Source organism: Prevotella sp. C0026C3, assembly GCF_056590795.1.
Genome location: NZ_JBWPWW010000004.1, coordinates 80,788 through 100,390, shown reverse-complemented (window position 1 = coordinate 100,390; position 19,603 = coordinate 80,788). Strand labels below are relative to the sequence as shown.

The 19,603-nt window shown below is 45.5% G+C and carries 16 protein-coding genes; 3 read left to right on the top strand and 13 right to left on the bottom strand.

From position 1 onward, the window contains the following. Positions 1–7: 7 nt before the first annotated feature. The 7 genes from AC1EK4_RS03775 to prmC all read right to left on the bottom strand — a co-directional run bounded on the left by AC1EK4_RS03775 (position 8) and on the right by prmC (position 8,237). The gene (locus AC1EK4_RS03775; RefSeq protein WP_480357066.1) at positions 8–1,639 is read right to left on the bottom strand and encodes a S41 family peptidase; all 1,632 of its coding nucleotides are present in this window, start codon (positions 1,637–1,639) and stop codon (positions 8–10) included. Between the two features lie 69 nt (positions 1,640–1,708). Next, positions 1,709–3,670 (bottom strand): DNA topoisomerase IV subunit B, encoded by a 1,962-nt coding sequence (locus AC1EK4_RS03770; RefSeq protein WP_036896255.1) that lies wholly within the window; start codon positions 3,668–3,670, stop codon positions 1,709–1,711. Between the two features lie 13 nt (positions 3,671–3,683). Continuing rightward, complete coding sequence (locus AC1EK4_RS03765) at positions 3,684–4,835, bottom strand: N-acetyltransferase (RefSeq protein ID WP_480357065.1); 1,152 nt, start codon at positions 4,833–4,835, stop codon at positions 3,684–3,686. 33 nt (positions 4,836–4,868) lie between these two features. Continuing rightward, a complete protein-coding gene (locus AC1EK4_RS03760) occupies positions 4,869–6,020 on the bottom strand; it encodes an N-acetyltransferase (RefSeq protein ID WP_480357064.1) in 1,152 nt (383 codons plus the stop codon). Between the two features lie 241 nt (positions 6,021–6,261). Further along, positions 6,262–6,528, bottom strand: coding sequence for a DUF1294 domain-containing protein (locus AC1EK4_RS03755; protein WP_480357063.1), 267 nt, complete (start codon positions 6,526–6,528; stop codon positions 6,262–6,264). Next, the gene (locus AC1EK4_RS03750; protein ID WP_480357061.1) at positions 6,525–6,851 is read right to left on the bottom strand and encodes a nitrous oxide-stimulated promoter family protein; all 327 of its coding nucleotides are present in this window, start codon (positions 6,849–6,851) and stop codon (positions 6,525–6,527) included. Before AC1EK4_RS03750 ends, AC1EK4_RS03755 begins: the two co-directional genes overlap by 4 nt. 540 nt (positions 6,852–7,391) lie before the next feature. Then, the gene (gene prmC, locus AC1EK4_RS03745; RefSeq protein ID WP_036896259.1) at positions 7,392–8,237 is read right to left on the bottom strand and encodes a peptide chain release factor N(5)-glutamine methyltransferase; all 846 of its coding nucleotides are present in this window, start codon (positions 8,235–8,237) and stop codon (positions 7,392–7,394) included. 474 nt (positions 8,238–8,711) lie between these two features. Here prmC and ribD point away from each other — a divergent pair, with 474 nt between their 5' ends. Beyond that, positions 8,712–9,686, top strand: a complete 975-nt coding sequence (ribD, locus tag AC1EK4_RS03740) for a bifunctional diaminohydroxyphosphoribosylaminopyrimidine deaminase/5-amino-6-(5-phosphoribosylamino)uracil reductase RibD (protein WP_052052753.1) — start codon at positions 8,712–8,714, stop codon at positions 9,684–9,686. A 535-nt stretch (positions 9,687–10,221) separates the two neighbouring features. On the opposite strand, the gene AC1EK4_RS03735 is transcribed toward ribD, so the two are convergent. Next, positions 10,222–10,926: a ComF family protein gene (locus tag AC1EK4_RS03735; protein ID WP_062433669.1), complete on the bottom strand. Its 705-nt coding sequence runs from the start codon at positions 10,924–10,926 to the stop codon at positions 10,222–10,224. Next, a complete protein-coding gene (locus tag AC1EK4_RS03730; protein WP_062433666.1) occupies positions 10,910–11,386 on the bottom strand; it encodes a regulatory protein RecX in 477 nt (158 codons plus the stop codon). Before AC1EK4_RS03730 ends, AC1EK4_RS03735 begins: the two co-directional genes overlap by 17 nt. Before the next feature lie 160 nt (positions 11,387–11,546). Between AC1EK4_RS03730 and AC1EK4_RS03725 the strand changes: the two genes are divergently transcribed. Further along, a complete protein-coding gene (locus AC1EK4_RS03725; protein ID WP_062433664.1) occupies positions 11,547–13,007 on the top strand; it encodes a glycoside hydrolase family 18 protein in 1,461 nt (486 codons plus the stop codon). A 79-nt stretch (positions 13,008–13,086) separates the two neighbouring features. On the opposite strand, the gene AC1EK4_RS03720 is transcribed toward AC1EK4_RS03725, so the two are convergent. The 4 genes from AC1EK4_RS03720 to metG all read right to left on the bottom strand — a co-directional run bounded on the left by AC1EK4_RS03720 (position 13,087) and on the right by metG (position 18,739). Further along, positions 13,087–13,533 carry a copper resistance protein NlpE N-terminal domain-containing protein gene (locus tag AC1EK4_RS03720; RefSeq protein WP_036896266.1) on the bottom strand — a complete coding sequence of 149 codons (447 nt, stop codon included), beginning with the start codon at positions 13,531–13,533 and terminating at the stop codon, positions 13,087–13,089. 100 nt (positions 13,534–13,633) lie between these two features. Continuing rightward, a complete protein-coding gene (locus AC1EK4_RS03715; protein ID WP_036896267.1) occupies positions 13,634–15,700 on the bottom strand; it encodes a TonB-dependent receptor plug domain-containing protein in 2,067 nt (688 codons plus the stop codon). A gap of 284 nt (positions 15,701–15,984) precedes the next feature. Continuing rightward, positions 15,985–16,533: a transposase gene (locus AC1EK4_RS03710; RefSeq protein ID WP_480357058.1), complete on the bottom strand. Its 549-nt coding sequence runs from the start codon at positions 16,531–16,533 to the stop codon at positions 15,985–15,987. Positions 16,534–16,675: 142 nt separating this feature from the next. Continuing rightward, the gene (gene metG / locus AC1EK4_RS03705) at positions 16,676–18,739 is read right to left on the bottom strand and encodes a methionine--tRNA ligase (protein WP_036899271.1); all 2,064 of its coding nucleotides are present in this window, start codon (positions 18,737–18,739) and stop codon (positions 16,676–16,678) included. Positions 18,740–19,071: 332 nt separating this feature from the next. On the opposite strand from metG, the gene AC1EK4_RS03700 reads away from it, so the two are divergent. Beyond that, a complete protein-coding gene (locus AC1EK4_RS03700; protein WP_480357057.1) occupies positions 19,072–19,533 on the top strand; it encodes an HU family DNA-binding protein in 462 nt (153 codons plus the stop codon). The last annotated feature ends 70 nt before the right edge of the window (positions 19,534–19,603 follow it).

The window sequence follows — 19,603 nt, the reverse complement described above, 5'->3', positions numbered from 1 at the left end:
TCAGCGACTATTCATGATTCAATAGACTTACGGCCTTTTGTACCACGTGGTTTTGTTCGTTCATGATTTGGAAGTATTCGCTCATATCCCAAAGGTCGCGAGCAACGAGTGCCTTCAGCTGGTTGCGCAGTGTGGGGAGCGTACGTTGCAGCTCTTTGTTGTCAACGGGCTTGATCTTTTGCTTCTTAGCCTCCTCCATAATCTCGTCTATCAGACTCTGTGGCGTAGTGTAGCGGGCGTTGAAATCGGTAAAAGAAGTGTATTCTTTCTGCAAACGCTTGCGGTTATTGTCCACATACTTGAGGTTGGCGTTGATGATAATACTCTTGGCAGCCAACTGACGGTGCAGAGATGTGTACTGCGTAGTGTCGAGTGGAACGAAGTAATCGGGCATGATACCACCACCACCGTAGACAGTTCGCTTGAGTCGAAGGGTCTGATACTTCAGCGAATCGGCAAAGTGGATGCTGTCGGCACTATAGAGTTCGCCATGCTTGAAGCGCTTTTCGAGATCCATACCATAGTCTTCGTTGTCGCCTTTGGTATAGGGCTTTTGGATGCAACGGCCCGTTGGGGTGTAGTAATGTGCGATGGTGAGGCGAATCATAGAGCCGTCGGGAAACTCGATGGGGCGTTGAACGAGCCCTTTACCAAAGCTTCGTCGGCCTACTACCTGACCTCTGTCTTGGTCTTGGATGGCACCGGTGACAATCTCGGCAGCCGATGCCGAGAATTCATTTACAAGCACAATGACCTTTCCATCGAGCAATTTGCCATCGCCCTGAGCACGGTATTCTTGACGTGGAACGGTGCGCCCTTGGGTATAGACTATCAAATCGTTCTTGTGGAGGAACTCATTTGCTATTTGGACAGCAGCCATAAGATAGCCTCCACCATTCTCTTGAAGGTCGAGAATGAGGTCACGCATACCTTGCTGTTGTAGTTTCTTGACGCTTTCCATGAACTCGTTATAGGTAGTAGCACCAAATCCTTCGATGCGAATATAGCCTACTTGAGGCCGAATCATGTAGGTAGCGTCGATGGTTTTAACGGGTATTTTGTCGCGTGTAATAGTGAAAGTGAGACGGTCGGCAATGCCTCTTCGGATGACACCGAGCTTTACTTTCGTGCCTTTAGGGCCACGCAAGCGTTTCATAATATCTTCTTTCGCCATCTTGACACCGGCAATGGCGACACCATCGACACTGACAATACGGTCGCCGGCAAGTATTCCCATACGCTCGGAAGGTCCACCGGTGACCGGTTGGATGACGAGTAGCGTGTCTTGAACCATGTTGAACTGCACGCCTATACCCTCGAATGACCCCTCAAGTGGTTCGTTCATGCTTTTTGTTTCCTTTGCTGTGGTATAGGAAGAATGTGGATCCAGCTTCGACAGCATGCCTCTGATGCCGTCTTCTATCAGTTTCTCTTCGTCCACACTGTCCACATACAGGTTGTTGATAGCCATTTCTGCTATCTGTAGCTTACGCATATTGTTATTTGTTTGTGCTTGTACTGCACAGACAAACGACAATAATATAAAAGCGAAGAGATATGAGGTAAGAGAATGGGAATGGCTCTTACACTCTAAAATACTTTTATTTTGGCTCTTTCTTCTATTTTTTAATGTATTCATGAAAGTTCTCTTCTAATATTTGATTTTATAGATTTTGCCACCTACCTCTTATCTTTTCGAGAAACAAATTTATAAGTCTGCTTCTTCTGGAATATCCTCTTCCACTACCAAATTATCAATGATGAAGTTCTGGCGCTCCATAGTATTCTTGCCCATGTAGTATTCCAAGAGCTTCTGTACTTGGTCGTTTTTGTGGAGAGTGACTTGTTCCAAGCGCATGTCTGGGCCGATGAAGTGGGCAAACTCTTCCGGACTAATCTCGCCAAGTCCTTTGAATCGGGTGATTTCCGGATCCGGACCGAGGCGTCGGATAGACTCTTTGCGTTCCTCGTCGGTATAACAATAATGCGTGATAAAGTCGTTTTTACGCTCGCCTTTACGCAGTTTGGCATCGGCTTCTGCAATCACTTCCTTGTCTTTTATTTTCGTTCTGCGATTACGAACACGGAACAATGGAGTCTGTAACACGTATACATGTCCCTTCTTTATGAGTTCCGGGAAGAACTGAAGGAAGAAAGTGATGATGAGTAAGCGAATATGCATGCCGTCAACATCGGCATCGGTGGCAACAATCACCTTGTTGTAACGCAGCATATCCAACCCGTCTTCTATGTCGAGAGCGGCCTGTAAAAGGTTGAATTCCTCGTTTTCATAAACCACTTTCTTGGTCAATCCAAACGAATTAAGGGGCTTTCCACGCAGTGAGAATACCGCCTGTGTGGTCACATCGCGACTCTTGGTGATGCTTCCACTGGCCGAATCACCCTCCGTAATAAAGATACAACTCTCTTCTTTACGTTCGTTCTTTGCGTCACAGAAGTGTACTCTACAGTCGCGAAGTTTACGGTTGTGGAGGTTAGCTTTCTTTGCTCGCTCACGTGCCAGTTTGGTAACGCCGGCCATAGCCTTTCGTTCGTGTTCGCTCGATTGTATCTTTTGCTGCATCACCTCGGCCACGGCAGGATTTTTATGCAGATAGTTGTCAACCTCAGTTTTGAGGAAATCGCCCACAAACTTGTTCACACTTACGCTTCCTTCTTGCGGACTCATGGTGAGAGACCCTAACTTTATCTTCGTTTGGCTTTCAAAAAGAGGTTCCTCAACGTTGATAGCAATAGCGGCAACCAGTCCGTTTCTAATGTCCGTATACTCGTAACCTTTGTTGAAAAACTCCTTGATGGTACGCGCAATGTGCTCCTTGAATGCCGTCTGATGGGTTCCGCCTTGCGTCGTATGCTGTCCGTTGACAAACGAATGATACTCCTCTCCATACTGATTGGTGTGTGTAAAGGCTATCTCGATATCCTCTCCTGCGATGTGGATGATAGGATATAGTCCGTCGTTAGTCATGTTGTCGCTCAACAAATCCTCCAGTCCGTTGCGGCTGTGGATACGTCTTCCGTTGAACATAATGGTCAGTCCTATGTTCAGGTAAGTGTAGTTGCGCAGCATATTCTCCACGATGTCGTCGTGAAAGCTATAGTTTTTGAACAGCGTCTTGTCGGGTTCAAAGTAAATACACGTTCCGTTTTCGTCTTCAGAGTCTTCAGTTGTATCTTTAATAAGCTTACCACATTCAAACTCAGCGACCCTTACTTTACCGTCTCTGTACGACGATGCGGTGAAATGAGAGCTGAGTGCATTCACAGCTTTCACACCTACTCCATTCAGACCGATACTCTTTTTGAAGGCCTTCGAGTCGAATTTACCGCTTGTGTTCAACTCTGATACGGCCGAGATAAGACTTCCTTGTGGGATTCCACGGCCATAGTCGCGCACCGTCACGCGCAAGTGATCCTCTATATCAATCTCTATGCGCTTACCGGCATTCATCTTAAACTCGTCAATAGAATTGTCGATGACTTCCTTCAGTAGCACGTAGATACCGTCTTCGGGCAACGTTCCATCGCCTAATCGGCCGATATACATACCCGGTCGAGTACGGATGTGTTCCGTACCCGACAGTGTTCGGATGTTATCTTCGTTGTAGACGACTTGTTCTGTCTGTGGTATATTGTCCTCTTCTTTCATATATCGTTGGTTGTTATTCTTTTATCAATTGTTTCTTATAGCACCTGTGGCGTTTATGTTGTATGGATTCTAGATATTGCCATTGGCTTTGTACCCCTTCGTTGGTTTCCATCTGAGGCAGAGCTTCGGCAATTTTGAAACCATATTCTTGGCACTGTTGTATGAGTTTATTGAAGATAAGGGCATTCACTCCCTTGCTTCTGTATTCGGGAAGAACGCCTATCAATAACAAGTCTACCACCTCTGTACGGTGCCATAGTGCCACTTTCAACATTTCCCACCAACCAAGTGGCCACAGGTTTCCATTGCATTTGCGTAGCGCTTGAGAGAAAGATGGGAACGTAACGCCGAACCCTACCGGCTTGCCGGGATTGTTTCCATCTTCTATAACCGATATGAGATTCACGTCGGCTATACGCATATAGAATTCTACGAGTTGTTTTATCTGTCGTTCTGACAGCTGCGAGAACCCATAAAGGTTTTTATATGTAATGTTCAGTAAGTCGAATATTTTGCGTCCATACCCCTCTTTCAGTATTTCTCTACGTGTGAGTTGGTGTGCATGCAGGTTGTATCGCTGCTCTATCATCGCGCTGAGTTTGCCGAATTTTTCCGGTATTTTCTCTGGTACTTTGATGAGATACTCCTTATAGTCGTTGTCTTTTTCAAATCCACCGAGCCTTTCCATGTGGTCAGCATAGTAAGGATAGTTGTAATTGGTATACATTGTTTCGAGCTGATCAAATCCTTCTATCAGCATTCCTTCGCGATCCATATCGGTGAATCCCAATGGTCCTGCCATCACATCCATACCCTTGTTGTGTCCCCACTCTTCCACTGCGTTGAGCAGACTGCGGGATACTTCAATGTCGTCTACAAAGTCGAACCATCCGAAACGTACGGTATTGTTCTTCCATGCCTCGTTGGCGCGTTCGTTGATGATACCTGCGATGCGTCCAACCGGTTTCCCCTCGCGATAAGCCATAAAGTAAATGGTTTGGCAACATTCGAACGATGCGTTCTTATTCTTGTCGAGTGTAGCCATCTCTTCGCTGTATAAGAAGGGTACAGCATACTCACAATCGCGGTATAAGTCGTTTCTGAACTTGATAAACTCCTTCAGTTGTTTACGGCTCGTTATCTGTCTTACTTCTATATTGCTCATCAATTTTTATAGATAAAAGGCTTCTTGGCCGCGTTATTGTGTGATGGTTTTCTTGTAACAGTTACGACGTTTGTGCAACGTACGTTCCAGATATTCCCATTGACTCTGCACATTCTCGTTGCTCTCTATCTCTACCTGACTCTCCCCCCACTTGAAGCCGTAGGCTTGGCAGCGTGGTATGAGGTCGGCAAATAGCAAGGCGTTGGTTCCCTTGGGACGGTATTCGGGCAGCACACCCATCAGTAATAGGTCTACACCCTCCGTCTTATGACACTTAATGGCGCGTAACAGGTGCCACCAACCCATTGGCCACAGTCGTCCACGGTGGCACTTTTGCAAGGCTATAGACAGCGAGGGAATGGTGATACCGATACCACACAGCTTCTTATCGGCATTCCAATCTTCCACTAAAGTGATAAGATTCAGGTCGGCCAATTTCAAGTACATATTGATATATTGGTCTATCTGCCTGTCTGAGAGCTCTGAGTATCCGTACAAGTCTTTATAAGTTGAGTTGATGAGTTCGAATATTTTTCGTCCGTATCCCCCTTCAAAGACATCCTTCTTCGTAAGTTTTTTTACGTGTAGATTGTATCTTGACTCTATCATTGATGCTATCTTGGCAAATTTTTCAGGTATGGTATCCGGCACGGCTATTTTGTATTCTACATACCGATTGTCCACTTCAAAACCTCCGATGTGCTCAATGTGTTGTGGATAGTAGGGATAGTTGTAGATAGTAGGCATTGTGCCCAACTGGTCAAATCCCTCTATTAGCATTCCTTCCGGGTCCATATCGGTGAATCCCAATGGCCCCACTACGTGTTGCATTCCTTTCTGTCGGCCATAGTCTTCTACGGCTTTGAGCAGTGCGCGCAACACCTCTTCGTCGTCTATGAAGTCTAACCATCCGAATCTAACGTTCATTTGGCCCCACTTATCGTTGGCTTTATGATTGATGATGGCAGCCACACGCCCTACTAACTTACCTTCTTTGTAAGCCAAATAGTATTCGGCTTCGCAGAAGTCGAAGGCAGCATTCTTGTTCGGGCTGAGTGTGTTTAGTTCGTCACTGAACAGGTTTGGGACGTCATATGGGTTCCCTTTGTATAAGTCATAGTGGAACTCGATAAAATCTTTGAGTTCCTTCTTAGATTCTACCTTCTTGATTTCTACAGATGGCATCTTTTCTTTCTTTTACTATTTACTTCGAAATCACTATCTCAATATGCTGAACATCCGACAAAGATTGCCTCTGTTCACTATGTTTAGAAAACGTTGATTTCTAATGATTTATCGTTGATATAGGTCTACAAAATTACATAATTTAGCGCAGAAAAGCAAATAATAAGGTGAAAAAGCATAGCGATGCCGGATTGCTTGAGTTGCATGGACTGGCTCTTCATGTGTTCTTTTGTGTCTTCTCTTAACTTCGGCAATACACCAAGGCGGCTATTTGTAGGATAAGGAGTAGTGGTACAAGGATGCGAAACTTCCAATGCTGTGTCTTGTGGTGGAATAAGCGCATGCCCAGAAAAGCTCCCATGGCTCCGCCAATGAAGGCTAAAAATAGGAGCATCACTTCTGAAATGCGCCATTGATGATGCCGAGCTTTCCATTTATCTATGCCGTAGGCTGCCAGTGTTATGATATTGATGCCGAGGAGATATAGGGTGACGAGTTGTAGAGTCATTTCTTTCTGAATTGATGTTTGAATATTTGTTGTAGATGTCGGAGTGTGGCACGAGGCGAATAGAATAGCATACGCGGACCGCTCCACCGCATCACTTGCCGTATCTTCTCGCGCTTTTGCGGCGTATAACAATGCACCGGACAGTCTTTACAGGCATGTTTATCTACACCAAAAGGACAATGGTCAATACGCCGGCAAGCATAGTTGATGAGTTCCACGTATTCCCTTGACGGCGCGTCTTGGTGTAGGTGATGCCTGCAATAGAGTTCTATCATCAGGCGAATGGTTTGTTTATCCTGTTCTATTTGGTTGATTGATTTCACAAGTTTCTTTTTTATTGGGGAGTCTTATCAGACTCTTTTATTGTTTCGTCTTTGTTTCCGGAGGTTTCCGCTTCGCTCCAACCCCCGGCTATTGATGGGTTGTTCTTTAGACAATGTAGCCATGTTCAGGGTTGTCCATCCCTCTGTTTGGCGTTTATTGATATGTTATCTTTCGTCCGATGTAGGCATTTGGGATTCATCAGTCCAAAGGACTGCCTTTTCATAGCCGTGGGCCTTTAGGCCTACGGAAAGGAGATTGATAAGGGAATCCTGTCTGAAAGACTGCCCAATAGGGTACTTCTTCTCATCCCTCTCTATGAAGGAGAGGGCGAATAATTTCTTTTAATTGCAATGTTTTTTCCCTTTATGTGGGAAGTAGAGAGCGTTTTTACGCTTTCGTTTCACTCTACCTTGCTGGCTACGAAGGGCTTATTCTTCGGACAATATATTCTACTTGTCAACTCGTCTACTTAGCCATTTCCAGACTGCAGGGCTGTGGCAGCATTACTGCATCGCCCATTCAGCATTGCTGTTAAGGCTTTACAACGATGCTGCTGTGGCTTGGCAGCGAATCATTCTTTGCTTCCCGAATTCGTCATGTCGTGTCTCTATCTCTTCAAACCCTATCGTCTGTAGCATTTGAGCGGTCTCTTGGGCATAGAGAGGGTTGATTTCAAAGTAGAGTTTTCCACCCGGTTTCAGGGCTCGATGGGCATATTGGGCAATGGCCCGATAAAACAATAGTGGGTCGTCGTCTGGCACAAAGAGAGCTAATGAGGGCTCGTGTTCAAGCACATTCGGCTCCATGTCGGCCTTTTCTCGAAAGCAGATATAGGGTGGATTTGACACGATGACGTCCCAACGGTGCTCATCGGTCGGTGGTTGCAGGGCATTTTGTTTGGTAGTATTCACTTGTGTGCCGAGTCTGTATGCATTCTCCGTGGTCACTCGCAAGGCCGTATCTGATATATCCCATGCCGATATGTGCGCCATGGGGAGTTCAGCTGCCAGTGTCACGCTAATACATCCGGAGCCACAGCCTATGTCGAGGATGTCGCACGTATGTTTGTTCTCTGCGATAATCCATCTACATAGCTCTTCCGTTTCGGGACGTGGGATGAGTACGCCCGGCTCAACTCGAAACGTCCGTCCCATGAATTGCGCCTCACCAAGGGCATATTGCACTGGTTCTCCGGTCTCTAGTCGCCGCATCAATGCCTCTAATTCTCGTGTGTCGTCATCGTTTAGATTGCCGATAGCGCCACAAGCAATGTCAGTATAGGTCATTGTAAAACGAGTTTCCAGCATCAACCGTACGATGGATGCGGCTTCGTGGTCATCGTATAGAGGTGTCAGGCGTTGCCAAAGAGATCGAAATGTGGACATAGATATGGAGTTGTATTTAATAAGATTCAGTCAGGAGAATTGATTGTTATTAATATTGGGGAGTCTTATCAGACTCTTTTATTGTTTCGTCTTTGTTTCTGGAGGTTTTCGCTTCGCTCCAACCCCCGGCTATTGATGGGTTACTCTTCGGACAATGTAGCCACATTCAGGGTTGTCCATCCTTCTGTTTGGCGCTTATTGGTATGTTATCTTTTGTCCTATGTAGGCATTTAGGGCTCATCAGTCCGAAGGACTGCCTTTTCATAGCCGTGAGCCTTTAGGCCTACGGAAAGGAGATTGGCAAGAGATTCCAGTCTGAAAGACTGCCCATGATGTTACCTGATTAGGCATATATTATTCGCAAAGTTAGGTAAAATCATTGGGAAGAGTGAATGGATGATGTGGAAAAATACTATCTTTGTTGTATAGACAGGAAGGCATAGCATCGCTGTGGCCGTCAAACGACGAGGAAATATGGAAGAAAATAAATGGAACTATCACGATGATACCATTACTTTAATGCAACAACAAATCGATGAACGCTACATGCGTCGGTGTATCCAACTGGCTAAGAATGGGCGACAGAATGCCAAACCTAATCCGATGGTGGGAGCTGTCATCGTAGCCGACGGACGCATTATTGGCGAGGGCTACCATGTACGATGCGGGGAGGGGCATGCCGAGGTGAATGCTTTCGCCTCTATTCGTAAAGTAGACGAGGCTTTATTACGCCAAGCAACGGTCTACGTGAGCCTTGAACCTTGTGCACACTACGGCAAGACGCCTCCTTGTGCCGACCTGATTGTGAGCAAGGGGGTGCGTCGTGTGGTGTGCGGATGTGTCGATTCATTTGCCAAAGTGCAGGGACGTGGTATCCAACGTATCCGTGAAGCAGGTATAGAGGTGACAGTCGGTGTGCTCGAAGAGGAATGTCTGTGGCTCAATCGTCGCTTTAGCACGTTCAATACCGAGCAGCGCCCGTATATCATCTTGAAGTGGGCGCAGACAGCCAATGGTTTTCTAGACAACCATGGACATGCACTGGCTATTTCAAACGAATTTACGCGTATGCTCTCCCATCAACTACGAGCTGAAAACGATGCCATTCTTGTAGGGCGAATGACCGACGAGCGTGAGCATCCAGCATTGACTGTGCGCGACTGGAGTGGAGGGAGTCCGCGCCGGTTGGTACTCAGCCACAAGACACCAATTCCGGAATTGCTCCACCGGTTGTATGAAGATAAGGTGCAATCGCTCATCGTCGAGGGGGGAGCCAAGACCCATAAGAGTTTCATAGAAGCCGGATTGTGGGATGAAATACGCGTAGAAACGAGTGTACAGGTAGTCGATGACGGTACGTCTGCCCCTGTATTACCCACTGACGTAACTCTGTATAAAAGTGAATTGTATGATGGAAACGAGATAGTTTGGTATCGGAAGCGTGGATGAGAAGCTGAGTAAACGGAAGACAAGTTGACAAATATACACTTATAATTGATATGAAACGAGTATTTTATTTCTATTGGCTACCCTGCTATTAGCAGGATGCTCAAGCGAAGAGGTTTTTAGTAGTGGCTTCACAATGTACTTTTTATTGTGAAGGAGAATCCAATTTGGTTTTTCGCGAATATATAGTCAAATATGAGGGGCAACAGAGTTGGACTACTACTCAATATATCGAGAACTTTGAGTATGAACCGGGTTATGAATATAGGTTGGACGTTTCACAAAGCAAGGATGGTACGTTTGCTGTGAAAAGGGTCTTGTCTAAAGAAAAGAAGGAATCAGAAAACATGGGTACATACAGGAAATACGATTTTAGTTGGCCAAAGTTATTAGATTGTAATACTTTATATGACAAATGGTATAAGAAATAAATAAGATCAAGAAGAAAGTCTTTCCTTATACTTCCTAGAATAGAAAGACTTTCTCTTATTATAATAAAATACCATACTTTTGGGAGAAGCCTAGATAAGTGTTCCTTTTATTCCCTATTCGCCAAGCCTAGACAAAGTACGCTAAACTTCACGTTGCCGGCTCGTAATAGCTCTTGTGCGCACGAACAGATAGTGGCACCGGTGGTTACAATGTCGTCTATAAGAAGAATATGGTGGCCTGTGATACCAGTGTCTTTCAGTCGAAAGGCGTCTTCTACGTTCTCTGTGCGTTGCCAACGGTCGCGTAGAGTTTGGCTACCCCCGAAGGTAATGCGCTCCACAACGTCTTTCTTTAAAGGTAATCCCGTCGCTTCTGCCACTCCGCGCGCTATCTCCACACTTTGATTATACCCTCGTTGGCGTTCTCGTTTCTTATAAAGAGGGATGGGAATAATCATGTCGATACCCTCGAAGAAGCCTGCTTGCATGCAGTCGCGAGCCAACATGTGCCCCAGTTGATAGCCTATTTCGGGATGGTGGTGATATTTCAGGTCGTAGATAAGCCGACTTTCGGGCGCATGGCTGGTGTAGTAAAAGAAGGCAACGCAGCGTTCGACAGGTATCAGTCCCCAAAACATCTTGGCCATTTCGTTATCGTAAGGCTGCAATTCAAAACCGGTTCGGGGCAAATGGAGGTTACATCGACCGCACATCACCTGTTCGTTGACACTCAACCGACGACCACACACCGCACAACAACGTGGTGCTATGACATCTAGGAGCGCTTTGCCCCAATCACTCCATCGGCTCATCGAAATCGCCCTCCAGACATTGGCGTATGAGTGAATAGTCGAAACCGCGCCCCATGGCAAACTTGATGAGTTTCATATTGCGTTCGTAGTCGCTGGCCGCCTTGATGGATTTCTGCTTGTTTCGCAACAAAGGGCGCAGCACATTCAGATACTCTTGGTCGTCAATCTCATCGAGTACGGGCATATAGACGGCTCGTTCCACATGTTTGGCATAGAGGGCTTGCTCTACTTTGCGACGTCCCCAACCATTGTAACGTATCTTGTCACGGGCAAAAGCACGTGTATATCGGGCATCGTCTACGTATTTTTCTTCTATGAGATGTGCCATGATGCGTGTTTGTGCGGCCTCATCAATACCCCATCTACACATCTTGTCGAGCATCTCACCGCTGCAATGTTCGGCTTGCGAGCAGAGGGCAGAGAGTTTAAAGAGAGCCTGTTGTTCGGTCATTTCTTTCATGTTCCTTGTTTTTCTAGTTGTTAAGACGCCTTCGAGGCTTCTGTTTCAGAGTCGGACAGCCATACAAAAATACGCTTTTTAGGCGATTTCAGCTTTGTACTCTCTTCTTTTTTTTCGTAAATTTGCAAAAGAGAATTCATCTATATAAAACCAAGAGACAATGAAAATTTATATCAGTCGACTGGTGATGCTTGCCATAGCGGCATTCACCATGCTCGCGGTTACGGCCAAACCCAAAGACCGTGTGGTTGTAGCCTACGTTTGTTCGTGGACCGATCTTCGGCTTCCTGACCCCACGCTTATGACCCATATCAACTATGCTTTCGGCCATGTGAATAAGGCCTTTAACGGTGTTGATATTCAGAACCCGCCATTTTTAGAGAAGGTGGTGGCTCTGAAGAAGCAGAATCCAAACTTGAAAATCAACCTATCAATAGGTGGATGGACGAGTGGAAACTTCTCTGAGATGGCAGCTACACAGGCTAATCGTACGGCTTTTGCCCGCGATTGCCGGCGTATCGTAGACAAGTATGGACTCGATGGTATCGACATTGACTGGGAATATCCTACCAGTAGCGAGTCGGGCATCTCTTCTTCGCCCGATGACACCAAGAATTTCACGCTGCTGATGCGCGACCTTCGTAAAGCTCTAGGAAGCAAGAAGCTATTGACTATTGCTACTATCCAAGACGGACTGTATATTGATTTCCGTGCATGTGTGAAGTATTTGAATTTCGTTAATATTATGGGTTACGACCAGTCTAACCCGCCGATGCACCATACCACCATCCATCGCTCTCCTCTATCGGGCCATATCAGTCTAGAGGAAGGTATCGATGCACATATCAAGAATGGTGTACCACCGGAGAAGTTGACCTTGGGTATGCCTCTCTATGGTCGTGGCGACCATAGTAATAAGATACTGGATAAGTTTATGAAGACCGGTTTTACCGATGGGCGTTATGTAGAACGTTGGGACAGTATCGGCGAAGTACCTTACCTAGCCGATAAGACTGGTAAGTTGGTATGGGGCTTTGATAATCCCCAGTCGTGGGCTGCCAAGTGCCAATATATCATTGATAGAGGCTTGTTAGGCGGTATGTATTGGGAGACGACGGAAGACAATGCTCAGCGAGATGGGCAGGTAACTATTTATGAATCGTTGTTGAAAAACAATAAGGGTACGATTCCATTGAAGCATGTACTTGTGTTGACCGGTGGAAAATCAGTAGCTGTGGTTCGCCAAATAATAGAACAACTGAAGCAACTTGGAGAGAAATGCCATTTTGACGTGACGGAATTAGCCGACGATGCTGCTTATACGCCGGAATACTTTGATCGTTTCCACTTGATATATCAGTTGGATGCCAACCTCTCGAAGTGGGGTAACCAAGCTCGTAAAGAGTTTGAAACCTATGTGGATGCGTCGCACGGAGCTTTCTTTGCAGTCACAGATGCTACGGTGAAAGGTTGGGATTGGTACAACGCATTCAGTCAAGACCTGCGTGTATGTCCATTGAATGAGAAGTATTGGAGCAATACCACGAAGATGGGACGCAATCTCTTCTGTGTAGGGAACGATGCCAAGGCAGAGGAAGTGATACCTCTTTTGATGAAATAAGAATCTGGACGATTCGTATATAAAAATAGGCCTGTCCATTTGGACAGGCCTATTTGCATGTTATGAATATTGAGTTGGCTTACTTCTTCTTCAAGTCGTAGTTGAGACCTGTGGCACTTTCCTGCAACTCATCAGAAACCATACGGAGTGTAGAGTCGTTAGGTTGTGTGAAGTAGAGGTCGTTGGCATCGCCTAGATGAAGCTTCAAGCCCTTTACTTGCTTGCCATCAACGGTCTTCTCAATGTTTTCTGCCTTACCAGTGTAGTTGTTGGTCTGGTCTTGACCATTCTCTGCTTCGAGATAAGTCTCAACAACTGCGAATCCCAATGTAGAATCGTTAGCCAGTTTTACAGTGTAACGAGTACCGGGACCATCGGCAGCGGGAACAGTACCTTCGAATACGGTAGTGTCGGCAACTGCTGCTACAGAGTCCGTACTTTCTGAATTTGCTCCAGTTTTAGACTTGGGTTGGCAAGATGCGATCAAAGCACCGGCAGCCAACAACATAATAAATGTTTTTTTCATTATTGCTGCTTAATTAAATTAATCGGTTGCAAAGGTAAGGATATATGAATATCATCCTATGCGAACTCGTGTTATTATTGGTTAAAAATAGATTTTATAATCACATTTTGATGCTGAAACCGGCTACTAACCATGTTCCGGGTTGTGGCACAATACCATAGTCTACGTACTTCTTGTTGAGCAGATTGTTGCCCACAATGTAGGCTTGGTAGTGTTTGGCATCCCATGATAAACGTGTGTCGAGCAATCCAAAGGTGGCATATCGACATACTGCTCCATCGCTATTGGTATAGGAGCCTGTACGTTTTTGTAGTCGATAATTCAATGCAAGATGCAGATTCCGCCAAAGATGGGTACGCAGATTGGCAACCAATTTATGGCGTAGATATTCCAAAGCATATTGACTCTGGATACCATCGGCCTCATGTCGGTCTTGATTAATATAGCTATAAGCCACTGAAAGACGCTCTAAAATACGCTGTGAAGGCAGTAAATGAGCGAGCGACATGTCTACGTTGGTCTCTATGCCCAACGCATTGATACGGCCGAAATTGACCGATTTCCACACATTATCAGCTTGACGGGTATCGCGAATCCAGTCGATGAGGTTTTTATAGTGGTTGTGATAGATACTAGCACTGGCACTAATGGCATTTGAACGGAATTTCACACCGGCTTCAAGAGCCGACAACTCTTCGGGCTTCAAGTGTTTATCGGCAAAGTAACCATCTTTCTTTAGGTAGAGTTCGGTGACCGATGGCATGCGAAGCGAGGTGTTGTAAGAAGCATATACTTTCCAGTTGTTGCCAATACGGTAACCGGCATCGATACCCGGATAGACGCGCATGTTCATCTCTGCCCAACTGTTTTTGACAGCAACTAGACCGGCAGAGAGCGTAAAACGCTGTAGGATGAGGTTGTGCTCAAGGTTGAGGCTGATGTTGGTGCGGTTCAATCCCAATGTATAATCGCGGTCGGTACCATGGATATGTCGTGGAGTGTTGAGCGGTTCTCCGAGATTTCCACTCACCAAGTCTTCGTTGCGCAGCTCGGCACCGAAGGCTGTACGTCCCAAAGACCAGTCGAAATAACTGTTGAGGTTGACACCGTAGATATCGGTACGATGGTAGTTGAATGGAACCTTATCAAGCTTTCCACGGAAGAACTCAAACCTATCCATATTGCGATTCCAATAAATGGATGGTCGGAAATGTAGGCGTCCCTGCTTGGTGAGGGCTTGTACAGCCGTATAAGTCTTGAAAGTGTGTTCAAATTGATCGTCGGATTTGGGGCTATAGAATGTATTGCTTCCTACATTCTTGGTAGATAAGCCGGCGTGCCAATTCACGGTGACGCTGTTATCGTCGTAACGTCCTTGATAGAAAGCTTTGCCACCACGGTAATCGGCATTGAGACTACCGGCCTTGTTACGACTGTACCCATCGCTACGGGCATAACTTCCGGAGACGGAATGTGCCCAATGTTCGCGCGAGTAGTAGGTGCGTGCACCGACATTTAGATAACCGTAGCTGCCGGCTTCTACATGGGCTGAGGCTCCAGACTGTTTAGGAATACGTGTAACGATGTTGATGGCGCCGAGCAAGGAAGACGTTCCGTAGATGCGTCCGGCGGGGCCTTCCAGCACTTCTATGCGTTCGATTTCAGAAATATCAACCGGGAAATCGAAGGCGTTGTGTGCTGTCTGCGGGTCGCAGATGTTAATACCGTTGAGTAGAATTGTGATTTGCTCACTGTTACTACCTCTGATGCTGACGTCGGTTTGAGTGCCTAAAGGACCTCGTTGTCGTACATCGACGCCTACAGCATATTTCAGCAAATCATTAATACTTTGTACTGGAGCGGCCGCAATGTCGGCTTTGCTCAGTACAGTGACCATTCTCGCTTGCTGACTTTGTGTCAGCGGTGCTCTCGATGCCGTCACACTGACTTCGTCGAGGCTCACTTCACGTCCGTTGTCATAGAGAGCAGAGTCTACATTGGCAGTCTGAACGGTGCTTACTCCCTCTGCTTTCGCGTGAGAGAGTGTTGCGATGCTCAACGTGCCAACGAGCACTTCGCGTCCCAATACGGAGAAGAGAGCATAGCCCTTGTTCGAGAAATGCTTGAACTTGAGGCTACAGCGCTTGTTGAAAAATTGTTTGTACATGAATTATTAAATACTGATTTGTATAAAAACAGTTGCAAAGGTACGATAAAATAGTGATTCTTCAAAGTATTTCGATTCATTAAATAGTCGAACGAACAAATAGCAAAGGGGGTACGAAGATAAATGAGCGTATACCTAATAATAGCAATCTTGCCATCTTGCAGAAGACTGTAGGGACGCGACACGTCGCGTCCGTTGCAGGAAATGGGAATATTTATTCATTAAAATGATAAGATAATGCTTTTATAAGTGTATTCAACTTGCGGACGCGACATGTCGCGTCCCTACTGTTTATAATACTTATCAAGATACCATCGTGCTACATTATTCTGTATATACTCTGCTATGGCGTTATACTCTTCTTGATGTTTGATGATGTGTTCAAAAAGTCTAGTTTGCCAAGCAAAGGTGATATTGTTTTGATATGCATATTTTGTGATGGCTGCTTTGTAACTTCCTATGACAGTAGATAATCTTCCTTTTTGAGCAGTTGCATTTGCATAATGCATCTGAATATTATAAGGAGGGGATTTTGCCTGATTTCTTTTTTCTTTTAAGGAAAAGTTTCCGGAGATAAAAACCAGCGCATGGATGTGGTTAGGCATTATGCTGTAAAGGGGTATCTGAATATCAGGGAAGTGATGTTGGATAGATTGTAGGTATCTCTCTGCATAACTTCCAATGGTTGATAGAATTATTTTAGGATTGGAATTTTCGCAAGTGATATGTCCAAAATAATGTTGTTGCTTTTTAGTGCAGATAGTAATAAAATAGCTACCTGCATTATAATCATGCCATTGGGCGCGAACCGTATGTCGACAAGGCATGTTCATGGGATTATTAGATATTGATTGTTATATTTAATGTCTGTTGCAAATCGGGAGTAGAAACCCTTTACCGAGAATCCATTGTGATAATTCTTAAAGTTGATAAGGGACTCTATATCTCATTCGCAACAGACACTAAAAGGAGAAATTACAGTACTTGACTGCCCGGTTTGACCTCTCGGTCGACACGGGTAACCGCTAGATTACCATCGAAATTCTCGGCAGAAAGAATCATTCCCTGACTCTCGATACCCATCAACTTGCGAGGTGCAAGGTTAGCAATGAAACAGATATCTTTGCCAATGAGCTGTTCGGGCTCATAGAATTTGGCAATGCCGCTCACGATGGTACGCGGTTGACCACTGCCATCGTCGATGGTGAACTTCAATAACTTATTGGCTTTCTTCACCCTTTCGCAATTGACGATGTGTCCTACACGAATATCAAGTTTCTCGAAATCTTCGTATGCGATAGTTGATTTGATGTCTTTGGCTTTGTAAGCAGCTGCTTCATTGGCCTTTTTGGTATCTTCCAACTTCTTCAGTTGGGCTTCGATAATCTCGTCTTCAATCTTTTCGAAGAGCAGTTCGGGTTCAGCCAATTGGTGTCCGGCTTTGAGTAAGTCGGTGTCGCCCAACTGTGCCCAATCGAAGTTGTCCATATTAATCATCTTACGCAACTTCTCTGAAGAGAATGGTAGGAATGGTTCGAAAGCAATAGCTAGATTGGCTACGAGTTGCAAAGAGATGTAGAGAATGGTTTTGACACGTTCCGGATCGGTCTTCCAAACTTTCCAAGGTTCGCAATCGGTGATATACTTGTTACCGATACGAGCCAGATTCATAGCCTCTTTCTGTGCATCGCGGAACTTAAATACATTGAGAAGACTCTCGACTTTTTGCTTAACATCTTTGAACTCGTCGAGGGTATGCTTGTCTATGTCGAGCAATTCGCCGCATGTGGGTACGACTCCTTCGAAGTATTTCTTGGTGAGTTGGAGGGCACGATTAACGAAATTACCATAGATTGCTACCAATTCGGAGTTGTTGCGCTCTTGGAAGTCCTTCCACGTAAAGTTGTTGTCCTTGGTCTCAGGAGCATTGGCTGTGAGCACATAGCGTAATACATCTTGCTTTCCGGGCATATCAACGAGGTATTCATGTAACCATACAGCCCAGTTACGAGAGGTAGAAATCTTGTCATTCTCCAAATTCAAGAATTCGTTGGCAGGCACATTATCGGGTAGAATATAGTCTCCGTGTGCCTTGAGCATAGTTGGGAAGATGATGCAGTGGAATACGATGTTGTCTTTACCAATGAAGTGTACCAAGCGCGTATCGTCGTCTTTCCACCATTTCTCCCATGAGCCCCAGCGCTCAGGTTGAGCATCGCACAACTCTTTGGTGTTGGAGATGTAGCCGATAGGAGCATCGAACCATACGTAGAGCACTTTCCCCTCGGCATCGGCTACGGGTACGGGAATACCCCAATCGAGGTCGCGTGTCATGGCACGAGGCTGTAAATCCATGTCGAGCCAGCTCTTACACTGTCCATAGACATTGGGACGCCACTCTTGGTGACTCTCAAGAATCCATTGTTTGAGCCACTCTTGATATTCGTTCAAGGGCAGATACCAGTTCTTGGTCTTCTTGATGACAGGTGCGGAACCACTGATAGTGCTATGAGGATTGATGAGTTCCATAGGTGAGAGATCGCTACCGCATTTCTCACATTGGTCGCCATAAGCATGGTCGTTGTGGCAATGAGGACACTCCCCTATCACATAACGGTCGGCCAAGAACTGATGAGCCTCTTCGTCGTATAGCTGTTCGGTTTCGTGCTCAACGAGTTTACCGTCTTCGTATAGCTTCTTAAAGAAGTCGGAAGCCAATTTACTGTGTGTATCAGAGGTGGTACGACTGTATATATCGAAGCTGATGCCGAAATCTTCAAAACTCTTCTTAATCATGTTATGATAACGATCGACTACGTCTTGAGGTGTGATACCCTCTTTACGGGCACGGATAGTGATAGGCACACCGTGCTCATCGCTACCTCCGATGAAGAGTACATCTTCTTTTTTAAGGCGTAAATAGCGCACGTAGATATCGGCCGGTACATATACGCCGGCCAAGTGGCCAATGTGTACACCACCGTTTGCATAGGGCAAAGCGGAAGTGACAGTGGTGCGTAGATATTTCTTCTGTTCCATAACGTTCTGTTTCTCTTTATTGATTCTTTGCATGCAAAAGTACGAAAAAAATGGGATAATGTCATTATAAATAGGTGTTCAAAAGCTGGTTTTAGCTATTTCGGATAGAAGTTTGGGCTCTTTGTGATGAATGTATCGCATTGTGTATCGCATTAGTGCTTGACAATGGGTGAGCGATATTGTATCTTTGCATCGTGTTCAGGATAACCATTCAATCAACGACACGGCTGACTTTGATGTCGACTATAAGGTCTGGGTGACGGGAGAGAATGAAGAACATAACTAATCTAATTATTAACAACAATTTAAAACTTAAAGAAAGGGTAACAATTATGGCAGTGAATTACAAACTTTATCAGTGCAAGCGTGAAGGTAGATTTCTTGGTAAATGGTATGCAAGAGCCGTACATAACGGTGTGGTAGGAACTGATGAACTCGCAGAAATCATGCAGCGAAACTGTACTGTGAAGAAGAGCGACATCAAGGCAGTGCTTACCGAGTTGGTAGAAGTGATGCAAGACGAATTGCAAAATTCAAAGCGTGTACGTATCGACGGACTTGGAAGTTTCAAGTTGGGAATCAGTTCGTTGGCAGCGCCTACTGCAAAAGAGTACACGCTCGCAAAGCATGTGAAACGAGTTCATGTACTGTTTATGCCTGAGACCAAGATAGATGCAGGGTCTCACAAGCGCAGCAAGGTGCTCGTGAATGGGGCTAAGTTGGCTGAATTGACCAACTATGATGTGAAGAAGACCGATGCCGCAGCTCCCGATAAGAAGGAAGTCGGACAATAAGAATGTGGAATTAGGAGTAAGGGGGACACGTCTCCCTACTCCACTCTTTATCATTAAAAAATTAAAATGG

Coding starts and splice junctions, on each gene's coding strand:
- AC1EK4_RS03725 (WP_062433664.1), top strand. CDS start 11,547: ATGAAAATTTATATCAGTCGACTGGTGATGCTTGCCATAGCGGCATTC.
- AC1EK4_RS03755 (WP_480357063.1), bottom strand. CDS start 6,528: ATGACTCTACAACTCGTCACCCTATATCTCCTCGGCATCAATATCATA.
- AC1EK4_RS03700 (WP_480357057.1), top strand. CDS start 19,072: ATGGCAGTGAATTACAAACTTTATCAGTGCAAGCGTGAAGGTAGATTT.
- AC1EK4_RS03730 (WP_062433666.1), bottom strand. CDS start 11,386: ATGAAAGAAATGACCGAACAACAGGCTCTCTTTAAACTCTCTGCCCTC.
- AC1EK4_RS03770 (WP_036896255.1), bottom strand. CDS start 3,670: ATGAAAGAAGAGGACAATATACCACAGACAGAACAAGTCGTCTACAAC.
- AC1EK4_RS03735 (WP_062433669.1), bottom strand. CDS start 10,926: ATGAGCCGATGGAGTGATTGGGGCAAAGCGCTCCTAGATGTCATAGCA.
- metG (WP_036899271.1), bottom strand. CDS start 18,739: ATGGAACAGAAGAAATATCTACGCACCACTGTCACTTCCGCTTTGCCC.
- AC1EK4_RS03760 (WP_480357064.1), bottom strand. CDS start 6,020: ATGCCATCTGTAGAAATCAAGAAGGTAGAATCTAAGAAGGAACTCAAA.
- ribD (WP_052052753.1), top strand. CDS start 8,712: ATGGAAGAAAATAAATGGAACTATCACGATGATACCATTACTTTAATG.
- AC1EK4_RS03775 (WP_480357066.1), bottom strand. CDS start 1,639: ATGAATACATTAAAAAATAGAAGAAAGAGCCAAAATAAAAGTATTTTA.
- AC1EK4_RS03720 (WP_036896266.1), bottom strand. CDS start 13,533: ATGAAAAAAACATTTATTATGTTGTTGGCTGCCGGTGCTTTGATCGCA.
- AC1EK4_RS03765 (WP_480357065.1), bottom strand. CDS start 4,835: ATGAGCAATATAGAAGTAAGACAGATAACGAGCCGTAAACAACTGAAG.
- AC1EK4_RS03715 (WP_036896267.1), bottom strand. CDS start 15,700: ATGTACAAACAATTTTTCAACAAGCGCTGTAGCCTCAAGTTCAAGCAT.
- AC1EK4_RS03710 (WP_480357058.1), bottom strand. CDS start 16,533: ATGAACATGCCTTGTCGACATACGGTTCGCGCCCAATGGCATGATTAT.
- prmC (WP_036896259.1), bottom strand. CDS start 8,237: ATGTCCACATTTCGATCTCTTTGGCAACGCCTGACACCTCTATACGAT.